The organism is Amycolatopsis samaneae (assembly GCF_039541975.1).
GTDB lineage: Bacteria > Actinomycetota > Actinomycetes > Mycobacteriales > Pseudonocardiaceae > Amycolatopsis > Amycolatopsis samaneae.
The window spans coordinates 363943-376335 of record NZ_BAABHG010000008.1 but is presented as its reverse complement, the minus strand read 5'-3'; the positions used below and the strand labels follow the sequence as shown (position 1 = coordinate 376335).

The window sequence follows — 12393 nt, the reverse complement described above, 5'->3', positions numbered from 1 at the left end:
TTCACTTGCCAGCGGCGCGCGCGAGCCGCTCCGGGTAGCGTTCCCCGGCGAAGGCGTCCGCGGGAGCCGCCTGTTCGATGGCCGCGATGTCCTCTTCGGACAGTTCCAGCGTCGCCGCGGCGACGTTCTCTTCGAGGTACTTGCGCCGCTTCGTCCCGGGGATCGGCACGACGTCGTCGCCGCGCGACTGCACCCAGGCCAGCGCCAGCTGCCCCGCCGTCACGCCCTTCTTCTCCGCCAGCGCCCGCAACGCGTCGACGATCGCCAGGTTCCGGTCGAAGTTCTCGTCCGAGAAGCGAGGCAGGCCACGGCGCACGTCGTCCTCGGGAAGGTCCTTGACCGAGGTCACCGCGCCGGTCAGGAAACCGCGCCCCAGCGGGGAGAACGGCACGACGCCGATGCCCAGCTCGCGGCAGGTGCCGAGGATCTCCGCCTCGATACCGCGAGTCCACAGTGACCACTCGCTCTGCAACGCCGTCACCGGGTGCACGGCGTGCGCCGCGCGGATGGACGCCGCGCTCGCCTCGGAAATCCCGGCATACCGGATCTTCCCGGCATCGGCCAGCTCGGCGAGCGCGCCCCAGGTCTCCTCGATCGGCGTGTCCGGGTCGACGCGGTGCTGGTAGTAGAGGTCGATGTGGTCGACACCGAGCCGGCGCAGCGACTCGTCGCAGCTCTGCTTGACGTAGGCGGCGTCACCGCGCGCGCCCATCTGGTCACCGTTCCACACGATGCCGAACTTGGTCGCCAGCACGACCTCGTCGCGGCGGCCCGCGATGGCGCGACCGACCAGCTCCTCGTTGGCGCCGTTACCGTAGACGTTCGCGGTGTCCAGCAGCGTCACGCCCAGTTCGAGCGCGCGGTGGATGGTCGCGATCGACTCCTCTTCGTTGTCGCGGACGCCGTAGGCCTGGCTCATGCCCATGCAGCCCAGGCCCTGCGCACCGACTTCGAGGGCCCCCAGCTTGCGAATCTTCACGCGGATATCTCCTGCATCGTGTTTTCGGGCACTGTTGTGCCGCTGATTTCGAGCACCCTGCGTTCGAGCTGCTCGTAGTTGTCGATCTTGTAGTCGAGGATGTCGAGACAGCCCTGCAGCTCGGCGATCCGCTCGGCCACCGCCTGCCGCTGCTCGACGAGGATCGCCTTGCGCCGCCCGGCGCTGGCGGTGCCGCGGCTGCGCAGCGAGGCGTACTCGCGCATGCGCTTGATCGACATGCCGGTCAGGCGGAGCTTGGTGAGGAACCCGAGCCAGGCGAGATCGTTGTCCGAATACGCCCTTCTGCCCGCCGTGTCCCGCGCGGGCGGATCGACGAGTTTGATGCGCTCGTAGTACCGGAGGGTGTCGATGGACAACCCGCTACGTCGCGCGGCTTCCGCTATCGAGTAGCTCATGACCTCGACAGTACGACCTGGAGTGCACTCCAGGTCAAATCCGCGCACTCGCGATTGGTAACACTGTTGCGATACGCTCGGTACATGGCTCGTCCCCGCACGCACGACGAAGCTCTCCGGCTCAGGCTGCTCGACCGGGCCGGTGAGCTCATCTCCGCCGACGGTCCGAAGGCGCTCTCGCTCCGCAAGCTCGCCGCCGAAGCGGGCACGTCGACCACGGCGGTGTACTCACTGTTCGGCAGCAAACCGGACCTTGTCAACGCCCTGTACATGGAGGGGTTCCGGCGCTTCGGAGCGCGGATGGCGTCGGTCGCGCGGTCCGGCGACCCGGTGGCGGACCTCGTGGCGCTGGGCGCGGCGTACCGCACGAGCGCGCTGGCCGACCCGCACCTGTACGCGATCATGTTCACCAAGTCGGTGCCGGGTTTCGAGCCGAACGAGGAGGCCGAGAAGCTCGCGCGGTCCAGCCTGGAGCCGCTGCAGGAGGTCATCTCGGCGGCGATCGCGGCCGGGATCTTCGTCGACGTCCCGGCCGAGACGATCGCGGTCAGCTGCTGGGGCATCGTGCACGGGCTGGTGTCGCTGGAGCTGACCGGGAACCTGCCGGACGAGTTCAGCGTGGGCGGCGCCTACGAAACCGCGTTACGCGCCAACGCTTCCGGCTGGCTGCGTCCCTGAGTGACGGTCCGTGAATGCCACATTGAGGGACTCAGAGTCCCTCAATGTGGCATTCACGGACCTGGGACGCCGTAGCCGAGGATGACGTATTCGCCGTCGCGTCCTTCGATGGAGCAGTTCGGCGGGAGCTTGACCGTGCCCTCTTGCGACTCGGGAAGCAACAGCCGGGCACCGGCCAGATCCAGCCAAGTCTCGCCGTACTCGGGGAGCTTCGCCCATCGTGTCCGCTGAAGTTCGACAGTGCTCTCGGCGGCGAGTCCATAAAAGAAGCTCTCGCCATCGAAGACCGCACTGTTGAACAGCGGATTTCGAACTACCCGCAGTTGCGGGAAATGCGCATCGCCGCGAAAGTGACACCAAGAGAACGCTGCATATCCACTAAAGCTGGCTCCACTGAAGTACGCGCTGTTAAACTGCACACCGAAGAACCGCGCGTCACCAGCGAATACCGTACCCGCGAAATGCGCGTCGCCGAAGAAAGTCGCGTAACTGAAGTCACCGAGGCGGACCCGGCATCCCCAGAACGAGAACTCGACCAGGCACGCCCGTTGCAGATCGAGGTCGATGTCGCTCCAGAACTTCGCGCTTGGAGCATCTTCCGGACCGGGGCGCAGGTGCTCCCGCAGGATGCTCTGCGCGGCCAGCCGGACCTGGAGTTCGTCCGTGGACACGGCCGCGGTGTCAGGGGCGGCGGGACTTCCCGACAGGGCACGATGCGCGGCCGTCGCCGCCGGCCCCCGAAGCTCGACGGACGGCGGTTCGAACGGCATCCGGAGATAGGCGCAGATGACGTTGATGATGGTTTGCCGATGTGGCGGGTTTTCCTGGCCTACGCGTTCCAGCGCATACAATCCGCCGAGCCGGACCGGGGCCTTGTCGCTGCCGAGCTGTTCCACGGCCTTCGTGTACAGCTCGGTCACCCGGCGTTCTTCGAGGTCCCGTTCGGTGACCTCGGCGACGCGCTCGGAATGTGCCTTGGTCTCCGCGGCGATCCGGGTGGTCTCGATGAGCTGCAACTCCGTCGTCCGCTGACGCCGTGCCGCGAGCCACAACGCGAACACCCCGCCCGCCCCGACGCCGACACTCAGCGCGGTCCGGAACGCGTCGAGCCGCGCGCGGACCTTGTCGGCGTCGGGCTGGGCGGCCCAGTCGAGCAGCAGCCACAACAGACCGCCCGTCACCACCGCGACCAGCGCGGTCGCCGCGATGATCCACGACCACTTCAGATACGGCGGCCGCGTCATCCCGGTGTCAGACGGCGCCGTACTGGCGGTCCCCGGCGTCGCCGAGGCCGGGGACGATGAAGCCGGAGTCGTTGAGCCGCTCGTCGATGCTCGCGGTGACGATCCGCATCGGGAGGCCGGTCTTCTCCAGGTGCGCGATGCCCTCGGGCGCGGCGAGCGCGCAGATCGCGGTGACGTCGGTCGCGCCGCGCCCGGTCAGCAGCCGGATCGTGTACTCCATCGAACCGCCGGTCGCGAGCATCGGGTCGAGCACCAGCACCGGCCGCTCGGCCAGTGACTCCGGCAGCGACTCCAGGTACGGCGTCGGCTGGAGCGTCTCCTCGTCACGGGCGAGGCCGACGAACCCCATCTGCGCGTCCGGGATCAGCTTGTGCGCCTCGTCGGCCATGCCGAGACCCGCCCGCAGCACCGGCACCAGCAGCGGCGGGCTGGCCAGCGCGATGCCCTCGGTACGCGCGACCGGGGTGTGGATGCGCTCGGTCCGCACCGGGGCCTCCCGCATGGCTTCGTACACCAGCATGACGGTCAGCTCGTGCAGCGCGGCACGGAAAGCGGCGCTGTCCGTGCGCGCGTCGCGCATGGTGGACAGCCTGGCCTTGGCCAGCGGGTGATCGACGACGTGCACATCCATGGCGGTTAATCTAGCTCGCGCCGCTCGGCGTTGTCGCGGGCCATCTCGCGGACCGCCTCGTAATAGTTCACCGCCTGAAAGAAGTGCCCCGCGACCGGGGCGATCTTGTCGGTGGGCCACTCCGGGACGTCCGGCCGCGAGGCGCCCTCGGGCGCCTCGATGACCACGATCATCCGCCAGTTGGCATACGTGCCACTGATCTTCCACGACTGCTTCATGTTCCTCCTCTTCCATCGCACCGGCTCACGATTTCCGCTTGCATACCCGGCATGCAACCTTCCTTCAGGTGACCGGCCTTTCTTGCCACGGGGGCATGCCGGAAGAGTGTGCGCATGGGAAATCGCAAGGGGATCTCGGTGCGGCAGCGGCGGGTGTCGGCACAATTGCGAACGTTGCGGCGCGCACGCGGCTTGACGTGCAAGGACGTCGCCGCCGCGCTGGACTGCTCGGAAAGCAAGGTCAGCCGCATGGAAACCGGCGAACGCGGCCTCTACGCCGACGAAGTGTCCGCCATTCTGGGCTTTCTCAAGGTTCCTTCGAAGACGCGAGAATATCTCGTCAAACTCGTCCGCGACGGCGAGGAGCGGAACTGGCACGAGATCCACGGCAAGCTCCCGCCCAACTGGAAGGAGCTGATGGAGTTCGAAGCCGACGCCACCAGCATCCGCAACTACGAACCTCTTCTCGTGCCCGGACTCGCCCAGGTCCCCGACTATTCCCGTGCCATCATTCGTGGAGGCAACCCGAAGCTCACCGATGTCGAAATTGACAGCTTGGTCGCAACACGCATGACGCGGCAGGTCATCTTCAGCCGCCGTCCCGCACCGAGCGTCCATCTCGTCATGGACGAAACTGTACTGACTCGGCCCGTATGCAGGGCCGAGATCAGGCGTGCCCAGCTGCGCAACCTGCTCAGCCTGAGCGAACGCCGGAGCGTCACGATTCAGGTTGTCCCCTTCACCGCCAAGGCGAACCCAGGGTTGGAAGGACCCTTTGTTGCACTTGACTTCGCAGAGGACCACTCGGTGGTCTACATGGATAGCCGTGGCACCAGCAGTTTTCTTGAGGAAGACGTGCACATCGACCGTGTTAAGGTTTCGTGGCAAGGCATTCTTGCCGCGGCGTTGTCACCTGAGGAGTCGATGCGGCTCGTCGCCAACGTCATCGGCACGCTGACCGGCCCGGAGGAGCAGGAACCGTGATCACCCCAGGTACCTGGCACAAGAGCAGCTACAGCAGCAGCGACGCCAACTGCGTCGAAGTCGGCGCCTGGCACAAGAGCACCCGCAGCACCAGCCAGGCCAACTGTGCCGAGGTCAGTGCCTGGCACAAGAGCCCCCACAGCAGCGGCGACGATGCCAACTGTGTCGAGGTAGCCACCGGTTCGCTCGTCGTGGCCGTGCGGGACACCAAGGACCGCGACGGCGGCCAGCTCACCCTCCCGGCCCCCGCCTGGTCCGCCTTCCTCACCACCCAGCGCTGACCGTCCCGAAGGTCCGTGGGGGCCTCCTTGAGGGACCTAGAGTCCCTCAAGGAGGCCCCCACGGACCACTACGAGGGTTGTTGCGCGAACCAGGCGACCCAGCGGCGTTGCCAGGGCGTCTCGACGGCGTGTTTGTTGTAGTGCTCTCGAACCCACGTAACAGCTTCGTCGGCTGAAAGGCCCGAAAGCGTCGTAAGACACGAAAGCACCGTCCCGGTCCGGCCCGAACCGCCGTAGCACGCGACCTCGACGTCTTCGCCCGCGATGGACCGCGCGTGCAAGGCGAGGATGCTTCGTCGCGCGGCGTCACGGTCCAGCGGCACCAGAAAGTCCGGCCACCGGACCCATTCGCGGTCCCAGGACAGGCCACCGTCGTACTTCTTCCGCAGCCGTCCCGACCCCAGATACAGGCCGAAATCCGGCGATTTCCCCTCCGGCGCCCCGCGCCGGAGGCCCCGGCCGCGCACCCGGACGCCGCCGGGCAGTTCGATCGTTCCCACCAGCATGGGGCCCATCCTGCCCGTGTCCGCCATTCGATGGACGCCCGCCACCCGAGAGGGGGCTAGGCTACGCGGGGTGAGCGATCAGCCAGCCGTCCCGCCGGACCAGATGCGCATCTCCGACGCCGACCGCGAGCGCGTCGCGCAGGTGCTGCACACCGCGCTGTCCGAGGGCCGCATCACGGTCAACGAACTCGAAGAACGCCTGAGCACGGTGTACGCCGCCAAGACAGCGGGCGACCTGAAACCGGTCACCGCGGACCTGCCCGCCGTGGGCGCGTCCGGCGTCATCGAACCGGCCACGACCCGCGCGCTCGGCCTGCCCGACGAGCGGATCGGCGGGCACCCCGGCTCGCCGGCATCGGTCGCGATCATGTCCGGCGCGACGCGCAAGGGCAGCTGGGTCCTGCCGCCGCAGCACAACAGCTTCGCGTTCTGGGGCGGCGTCGACATCGACCTGCGGCGGGCGCGGTTCGCCGAGAAGGACTGCACGATCACCGCGGTGGCGATCATGGGCGGCATCGACATCGTCGTCCCCGACGACGTCAACGTCGAGGTCACCGGGGTCGGCTTCATGGGCGCGTTCGAGTTGCAGGACAAGGCGGGCACGCCGCCCGCCCCGCCCACGGCGCCGACGGTCCGCATCAACGGACTGGCCTTTTGGGCGGGCGTCACGGTCTATCGCAAGCCCGCAAAGCGGGACGAAAGCCCGCAGCTGGAAGCGTGACTCCCCGATAACGTCGGACGCACCGATCCGGGGAGGATGCGATGCGACGTTCCATCGGTTTCGTGCTGTGCGCCGTCATCGGCGCCGCGCTGTGCACCGGCACCGCGCACGCCACCACCGACCCGCGCCAGGCCGCGATGGACGCCGCCGTGGCGTCCGGGGTTCCCGGCATGGTCGCGGTGGCGCCGGACTGGCGTGGTGCCGGCGGGGTCCGGCAGGCCGGAGGTACCGGCAAGCCCGATCCGTCCGGCCGGTTCCGGATCGCGAGCGTGTCGAAGTCGTTCGTCGCGACGCTCGTGCTCCAGCTCGTCGGCGAACACCGCGTTTCGCTCGACGACGTCGTCCAGGACCGGCTGCCCGGCCTGCTGCCCTACCCCGAGCCGATCACCGTGCGGCAGCTGCTCCAGCACACCAGTGGTGTCCCGCGTGATCTCGCGCCCGAGGACGGCTGGGGATCGCTGCCGGAGATCGACACCGAACGGTTCGTGCACTTCGACGCGGCCGAGCAGGTCCGGCTGAGCACGAAACAGCCGTTGCTGTTCAAGCCGGGCACGAAATGGTCGTACTCGAACACCGGTTACAACGTGCTCGGCCTGCTGGTCGAGAAGATCACCCACCAGCCGCTGGCGCGCGTGCTCGCCGGGCGGATCACCGGGCCGCTGGGCCTGCGCGACACGTTCCACCCCGGCGACTTCCCGTTCCTGCCGCACGCCGCCGCGCACGGCTACGAGCAGCTGTACCCGGCGCCGCACGCGCGTACCGACGTCACGACGTACAACTACTCGCGCTACTTCGGCGCGGGTCAGATCGTCTCCAGTGCCGGGGACCTGAACCGGTTCTTCCGCGCGCTGTTCGACGGGAAGCTGCTGCCGCCGGCGCAGCTCGCGGAGATGAAGAAGACGGTGCGCGCGGTCGACGTCACGTTCGGCGACATGGGCCTCGACTACGGGCTCGGGCTGATGAAGCTCGATCTGGGGGCGGCGTGCGGGAAGCCCGCGGTCGTGTGGGGCCACGCCGGGGATCTGCCGGGGTTCAACACGCTGAGCTTCGTCGCGGACTCGGGCCCGAAGCAGATCAGCACGCTGGCGACGGTGGACCTCACCGCGAACAAGGAGCAGGCGCTCAAGCGGCAGCTGCCGTTCGTCGCCGAGTTCTGTGCCGCTCCGTCTCCCGCGCGGCCGCTGTTCCCGATGTCGCTGTAACTCGCCCGATCGGGCGGCCGGTTCCGCCCCGCCACCAGTGCTCGGGGGCGGGATCCGGCGCGCCGGCGTCGGCAGGCTCGACGGTATGCGAATCCTTACCACCGGCCTGCTGGCCGGAGCCGCCGCCGTCGCGCTCGCGACACTGCCCGCGTCCGCCATCGCCTCCGCCTCCGCGGAAGGCCCGTCACCGTGGCCCGCGCTGGGCCCGACGCCCATCCCCGCGCTGGCCGACACCCCGCAGCCCATCCCGGCGCTGCTCCCGGCGCTGCTCCCGGGACGTCCGAAGGCCGGGGAGGTCATCCTCGCGGACGGCCCCGGCCCGATCCCGCCGTTCGCGGACGACAGCCCCGGCCCGGTGCCCCCGTTCGCCTGACCACACCGGTCCGTGGGGGCCTCCTTGAGGGACTCTAGGTCCCTCAAGGAGGCCCCCACGGACCTTTCGGCCGCTGTCGGACCCGCCGCATACACTCATCGGCATGACAGCTACGACCAGCTCGTCCGTGGCGCCGGCCATCCCGGCTCCGCTGGCGGACGCGACTCGCGACGAGGCGAGCCTGCGCCGGTTCCTGCACGGGCTGCCCGGCGTCGACCAGGTCGGTGTCGAGCAGCGCGCGGCGGGCCTGGCCACCCGCAGCATCAAGAAGGACGCCAAGCGCTGGGCGATCGACACCGCCATCTCCATGGTCGACCTGACCACGCTCGAAGGCGCCGACACGCGGGGCAAGGTCCGCGCGCTCGCGGCCAAGGCGCTGCGGCCCGATCCGGAGCGGCCGGACACGCCGCGGGTCGGCGCGGTGTGCGTGTACCCGGACATGGTCGCGACGGCCGTCGAGGCGCTGAAGGGCAGCGGCGTGCACGTCGCGAGTGTCGCGACCGGCTTCCCCGCCGGGCGCACGAGCCGCGAGATCAAGCTGGCCGACACGAAGATCGCCGTCGACGCCGGCGCGCACGAGGTCGACATGGTGATCGACCGCGGCGCCTTCCTCGAAGGCCGCTACCTGGACGTCTTCGAGGAGATCCAGGCGATCAAGGCCGCCTGCGGCGAGGCGCACCTCAAGGTCATCCTGGAGACCGGCGAGCTGGCGACCTACGACAACGTGCGCCGCGCCTCGTGGCTGGCGCTGCTCGCGGGCGGCGACTTCATCAAGACCTCCACCGGCAAGGTCTCCCCCGCCGCGACGCTGCCGGTCACGCACGTGATGTTGCAGGCGGTGCGCGACTGGTTCACCCACACCGGCGAGTTGCGCGGCGTCAAGCCCGCGGGCGGGATCCGGACCACCAAGGACGCGATCAAGTACCTGGTCGCGGTGCACGAGGTCGCCGGCGAGCAGTGGCTGACCCCGGACCTGTTCCGCTTCGGCGCGTCGAGCCTGCTCAACGACCTGCTGCTGCAACGCCGCACCCAGACCGACGGCCACTACAGCGGCCCCGACTACGTGACGGTGGACTGATGCCCGTTTTCGAGTACGCGCCCGCGCCGGAATCGCGCGCCATCGCGAACCTCAAGGACCACTACAAGCCGTTCGTCAACGGCGAATTCGTCGACGGCTCGGGTGAGCCGCTGAAGTCGGTCAACCCGGCCACCGAAGAGGTCCTCGCGGAGGTCGGCACCGCTTCCGTGTCCGATGTGGACACCGCGGTCAAGGCGGCCCGCAAGGCCTACACCAGCGTCTGGTCGAAGATGCCGGGCACCGAGCGGGCCAAGTACCTGTTCCGCATCGCCCGGCTGATCCAGGAGCGTTCGCGCGAGCTGGCCGTGCTGGAGACGCTGGACAACGGCAAGCCGATCAAGGAGTCACGCGACTCCGACGTGCCGACGGCGGCCGCGCACTTCTTCTATCACGCGGGCTGGGCGGACAAGCTCGACTACGCGGGCTACGGGCCGTCGCCGAAGCCGCTCGGCGTCGCGGGCCAGATCATCCCGTGGAACTTCCCGCTGCTCATGCTGGCGTGGAAGATCGCGCCCGCGCTGGCCACCGGCAACACCGTGGTGCTCAAGCCCGCCGAGACCACGCCGCTGACTGCGCTGGTGTTCGGCGAGATCTGCCAGCAGGCCGAGCTGCCTCCCGGCGTGGTCAACATCCTGCCCGGCGCCGGTGACATCGGATCGTCCATTGTGGAGCACTCGGGCGTGGACAAGATCGCGTTCACCGGCTCCACCGAGGTCGGGAAGCTGATCCAGCGCCAGGTCGCGGGCACGCCGAAGAAGCTGACGCTGGAGCTGGGCGGCAAGGCGGCGAACGTCGTGTTCGAGGACGCGCCGCTGGACCAGGCCGTCGAGGGCATCGTCAACGGCATCTTCTTCAACCAGGGCCACGTCTGCTGCGCGGGGTCCAGGCTGCTCGCCCAGGAGTCCATTGTGGACGAGCTGCTGGACAAGCTGCGGCATCGCGTCGCCACGCTGCGGCTGGGCGATCCGCTGGACAAGAACACCGACATCGGCGCGATCAACTCCGCCGAACAGCTGGCGAAGATCAAGGGGCTCGTCGAGTCGGGCGACGCCGAGGGCGCGCAGCGCTGGACGAGCCCGTGCCCGGTGCCGGACCGCGGGTTCTTCTTCGCCCCCACGGTGTTCTCCGACGTGCACCAGTCGATGCGGATCGCGCGCGAGGAGATCTTCGGGCCGGTCCTTTCGGTGCTGACCTTCCGCACCCCGGACGAGGCGGTGGCCAAGGCGAACAACACGCCGTACGGGCTCTCGGCCGGGATCTGGACGGAAAAGGGCTCGCGGATCCTGTGGATGGCGAACCAGCTGCGCGCGGGCGTCGTCTGGGCCAACACCTTCAACCGCTTCGACCCCGCCGCCCCGTTCGGCGGCTATCAGGAATCCGGGTTCGGCCGCGAGGGCGGGCGTACCGGGCTGGAGGCGTACCTCAGTGTCTAGTCCGAAGCAGTCTGAGACTCGTTTGTCTGTCGCCAAGACGTACAAGCTCTACCTCGGCGGCAAGTTCCCGCGCTCGGAATCGGGACGGGTGTACCCGGTCACCGATCCGAAGGGGAAGTTCCTGGCCAACGCGGCACACGCCTCGCGCAAGGACGTGCGGGACGCGGTGGTCGCCGCGCGCAAGGCGTTCGGCGGCTGGTCGTCGGCCACGGCGTACAACCGCGGCCAGGTGCTCTACCGCGTCGCCGAAATGCTGGAGGGCCGCCGCGAGCAGTTCATCAGCGAGGTCGGCACGTCCGAAGGCGTAACCGCGAAGAAGGCGCAGTCCCTTGTGGACGCTTCGATCGACCGGTGGGTCTGGTACGCGGGCTGGACGGACAAGATCGCGACCGTGCTGGGCGCGGCGAACCCGGTGGCGGGGCCGTACTTCTCGTTCACCGTCCCGGAGCCGACCGGCGTCGTGGGCGTGCTCGCGCCGCAGTCCTCGTCGTTGCTGGGCCTGGTCAGCGTGCTGGCCCCGGTGCTGGCGACCGGCTCGACCGCGGTCGTCGTCTCCAGCGCCGAGCGTCCGCTGCCCGCGATCACGCTCTCGGAAGTCCTTGCCACGTCGGACCTTCCGGGCGGCGTCGCGAACATCCTCACCGGCCGCGCCGCCGAGCTGGGCCCCTGGCTCGCCTCGCACGGCGACGTCAATGCGCTCGACCCCACCGGCGCCGCCCCGGCCGACCGTCCCGAACTCGCCCGCGAGGCCGCGGGCACGGTGAAGCGCGTCCTGACCGTGCCGGACGCCGAACCGGACTGGACGGCCGCGCCCGACCTGTCCCGGCTGCGCCGCTACCTGGAGGCGAAGACCGTCTGGCACCCCACCGGCGTCTGACGCTCCGGCCAAGGTCCGTGAATGCCACATTGAGGGACTCTGAGTCCCTCAATGTGGCATTCATGGATCACTGCTGCTGGCGCACCATTTCCAGGTCCTCGGTGGTGAGCGCCCGGCCGGGCAGCGGGGTGCCCGGGATCGCCCGCAGGCCGTCGAGCATGACGCCGACGCAGCGCTGCGCTGCCATCCTGGCCACGTCCTCGGACTTCGCGCGGACCTGACGCATCAGCACCGCGCACATCATCGCGATGTCCCCCGCGGCGACGTCGGGGCGCAGCACCCCCTCGTCCTGCGCCCCGGCCACCAGCCCGGCCAGCAGGTCCATCAGCTCGGCCCGGTACTGCCGGATCTGCGGGTCCGTCTTCAGGATCGTCAGCGCCCGCGGGGAGAGCATCGCCAGCTGAACGCTCAGCTGGAGTTCGACCGAGTGGTGCAACAGCCACTCCAGCGCCAGCCACGCGGTCGGCTTCTCCGCCGCGGCGGCCCGCGCGTCGCGGAGCACGCGCTCGAAGTTGTCCGCCGCGACGGCCCTGATCAGCGCCTCCCGGTCCGGGAAACGCCGGTAGAGCGTGCCGACACCGACGCCGGCGGCACGCGCGATCTCCTCCATCGGGGCCTCGGGCCCGGAGACCGCGAAGATGGCGCGCGCGGCGGCGATGATCTGGTCGCGGTTACGGCGTGCGTCAGCCCGCAGGGTGGTCTCGGGGTCAGCGGTCATGCGCTTGCCTCTCCAACTCGCTTCGGCCGGACGATTCTCGCATGGTCAGCGCCC

The 12393-nt window shown here is 69.1% G+C and carries 16 protein-coding genes; 9 read left to right on the top strand and 7 right to left on the bottom strand.

Features of this window, described 5'->3' with window-relative positions; translation table 11 throughout:
- Position 1 precedes the first annotated feature (1 nt).
- Positions 2–925 (bottom strand): aldo/keto reductase, encoded by a 924-nt coding sequence (locus ABD987_RS23110; protein ID WP_345397532.1) that lies wholly within the window; start codon positions 923–925, stop codon positions 2–4.
- 50 nt (positions 926–975) lie between these two features.
- Positions 976–1395: a MerR family transcriptional regulator gene (locus ABD987_RS23105; protein WP_345397227.1), complete on the bottom strand. Its 420-nt coding sequence runs from the start codon at positions 1393–1395 to the stop codon at positions 976–978.
- Positions 1396–1479: 84 nt separating this feature from the next.
- On the opposite strand from ABD987_RS23105, the gene ABD987_RS23100 reads away from it, so the two are divergent.
- Positions 1480–2073 (top strand): TetR/AcrR family transcriptional regulator, encoded by a 594-nt coding sequence (locus ABD987_RS23100; RefSeq protein ID WP_345397224.1) that lies wholly within the window; start codon positions 1480–1482, stop codon positions 2071–2073.
- Positions 2074–2126: 53 nt separating this feature from the next.
- Here ABD987_RS23100 and ABD987_RS23095 read toward each other — a convergent pair whose 3' ends face one another.
- From ABD987_RS23095 to ABD987_RS23085, 3 genes are all read right to left on the bottom strand, one after another.
- Positions 2127–3254 carry a pentapeptide repeat-containing protein gene (locus ABD987_RS23095; protein WP_345397221.1) on the bottom strand — a complete coding sequence of 376 codons (1128 nt, stop codon included), beginning with the start codon at positions 3252–3254 and terminating at the stop codon, positions 2127–2129.
- Between the two features lie 70 nt (positions 3255–3324).
- Positions 3325–3948 (bottom strand): uracil phosphoribosyltransferase, encoded by a 624-nt coding sequence (upp, locus tag ABD987_RS23090; RefSeq protein ID WP_345397218.1) that lies wholly within the window; start codon positions 3946–3948, stop codon positions 3325–3327.
- Between the two features lie 5 nt (positions 3949–3953).
- Positions 3954–4166 (bottom strand): hypothetical protein, encoded by a 213-nt coding sequence (locus ABD987_RS23085; RefSeq protein ID WP_345397215.1) that lies wholly within the window; start codon positions 4164–4166, stop codon positions 3954–3956.
- Between the two features lie 114 nt (positions 4167–4280).
- On the opposite strand from ABD987_RS23085, the gene ABD987_RS23080 reads away from it, so the two are divergent.
- Together ABD987_RS23080 and ABD987_RS23075 are read left to right on the top strand one after the other, a co-directional pair.
- The gene (locus ABD987_RS23080; RefSeq protein WP_345397212.1) at positions 4281–5150 is read left to right on the top strand and encodes a helix-turn-helix domain-containing protein; all 870 of its coding nucleotides are present in this window, start codon (positions 4281–4283) and stop codon (positions 5148–5150) included.
- A complete protein-coding gene (locus tag ABD987_RS23075) occupies positions 5147–5431 on the top strand; it encodes a DUF397 domain-containing protein (RefSeq protein ID WP_345397209.1) in 285 nt (94 codons plus the stop codon). Before ABD987_RS23080 ends, ABD987_RS23075 begins: the two co-directional genes overlap by 4 nt.
- A 68-nt stretch (positions 5432–5499) precedes the next feature.
- Here the strand turns inward: ABD987_RS23075 and ABD987_RS23070 are convergent, their stop codons facing one another.
- Positions 5500–5946, bottom strand: a complete 447-nt coding sequence (locus ABD987_RS23070) for a protein-tyrosine phosphatase family protein (protein ID WP_345397206.1) — start codon at positions 5944–5946, stop codon at positions 5500–5502.
- A 94-nt stretch (positions 5947–6040) separates the two neighbouring features.
- Between ABD987_RS23070 and ABD987_RS23065 the strand changes: the two genes are divergently transcribed.
- The 6 genes from ABD987_RS23065 to ABD987_RS23040 all read left to right on the top strand — a co-directional run bounded on the left by ABD987_RS23065 (position 6041) and on the right by ABD987_RS23040 (position 11621).
- Positions 6041–6658, top strand: a complete 618-nt coding sequence (locus tag ABD987_RS23065) for a DUF1707 SHOCT-like domain-containing protein (protein ID WP_345397530.1) — start codon at positions 6041–6043, stop codon at positions 6656–6658.
- 41 nt (positions 6659–6699) lie between these two features.
- On the top strand, positions 6700–7860 hold the full coding sequence (locus tag ABD987_RS23060; RefSeq protein ID WP_345397204.1) for a serine hydrolase domain-containing protein: 1161 nt from the start codon (positions 6700–6702) through the stop codon (positions 7858–7860).
- Positions 7861–7945: 85 nt separating this feature from the next.
- Complete coding sequence (locus tag ABD987_RS23055; RefSeq protein ID WP_345397201.1) at positions 7946–8233, top strand: hypothetical protein; 288 nt, start codon at positions 7946–7948, stop codon at positions 8231–8233.
- 103 nt (positions 8234–8336) lie between these two features.
- Positions 8337–9311, top strand: coding sequence for a deoxyribose-phosphate aldolase (deoC, locus tag ABD987_RS23050; protein WP_345397198.1), 975 nt, complete (start codon positions 8337–8339; stop codon positions 9309–9311).
- Entirely contained in the window at positions 9311–10744 is a 1434-nt protein-coding gene (locus tag ABD987_RS23045) for an aldehyde dehydrogenase family protein (protein ID WP_345397195.1), read from the top strand. The genes deoC and ABD987_RS23045 overlap by 1 nt, the downstream gene beginning before the upstream one ends.
- Positions 10745–10766: 22 nt before the next feature.
- Positions 10767–11621 (top strand): aldehyde dehydrogenase family protein, encoded by an 855-nt coding sequence (locus ABD987_RS23040; protein ID WP_345397192.1) that lies wholly within the window; start codon positions 10767–10769, stop codon positions 11619–11621.
- Between the two features lie 67 nt (positions 11622–11688).
- Here ABD987_RS23040 and ABD987_RS23035 read toward each other — a convergent pair whose 3' ends face one another.
- Positions 11689–12339 (bottom strand): TetR/AcrR family transcriptional regulator, encoded by a 651-nt coding sequence (locus tag ABD987_RS23035; protein WP_345397189.1) that lies wholly within the window; start codon positions 12337–12339, stop codon positions 11689–11691.
- Positions 12340–12393: the final 54 nt, after the last annotated feature.

What these genes read in the sequence shown, in the direction of transcription:
- upp (WP_345397218.1), bottom strand. Translation starts at nt 3,948, where the DNA reads ATGGATGTGCACGTCGTCGATCACCCGCTGGCCAAGGCCAGGCTGTCC.
- ABD987_RS23060 (WP_345397204.1), top strand. Translation starts at nt 6,700, where the DNA reads ATGCGACGTTCCATCGGTTTCGTGCTGTGCGCCGTCATCGGCGCCGCG.
- ABD987_RS23055 (WP_345397201.1), top strand. Translation starts at nt 7,946, where the DNA reads ATGCGAATCCTTACCACCGGCCTGCTGGCCGGAGCCGCCGCCGTCGCG.
- ABD987_RS23085 (WP_345397215.1), bottom strand. Translation starts at nt 4,166, where the DNA reads ATGAAGCAGTCGTGGAAGATCAGTGGCACGTATGCCAACTGGCGGATG.
- ABD987_RS23045 (WP_345397195.1), top strand. Translation starts at nt 9,311, where the DNA reads ATGCCCGTTTTCGAGTACGCGCCCGCGCCGGAATCGCGCGCCATCGCG.
- ABD987_RS23100 (WP_345397224.1), top strand. Translation starts at nt 1,480, where the DNA reads ATGGCTCGTCCCCGCACGCACGACGAAGCTCTCCGGCTCAGGCTGCTC.
- ABD987_RS23070 (WP_345397206.1), bottom strand. Translation starts at nt 5,946, where the DNA reads ATGGGCCCCATGCTGGTGGGAACGATCGAACTGCCCGGCGGCGTCCGG.
- ABD987_RS23110 (WP_345397532.1), bottom strand. Translation starts at nt 925, where the DNA reads ATGGGCATGAGCCAGGCCTACGGCGTCCGCGACAACGAAGAGGAGTCG.
- ABD987_RS23065 (WP_345397530.1), top strand. Translation starts at nt 6,041, where the DNA reads ATGCGCATCTCCGACGCCGACCGCGAGCGCGTCGCGCAGGTGCTGCAC.
- ABD987_RS23035 (WP_345397189.1), bottom strand. Translation starts at nt 12,339, where the DNA reads ATGACCGCTGACCCCGAGACCACCCTGCGGGCTGACGCACGCCGTAAC.
- ABD987_RS23080 (WP_345397212.1), top strand. Translation starts at nt 4,281, where the DNA reads ATGGGAAATCGCAAGGGGATCTCGGTGCGGCAGCGGCGGGTGTCGGCA.
- ABD987_RS23105 (WP_345397227.1), bottom strand. Translation starts at nt 1,395, where the DNA reads ATGAGCTACTCGATAGCGGAAGCCGCGCGACGTAGCGGGTTGTCCATC.
- deoC (WP_345397198.1), top strand. Translation starts at nt 8,337, where the DNA reads ATGACAGCTACGACCAGCTCGTCCGTGGCGCCGGCCATCCCGGCTCCG.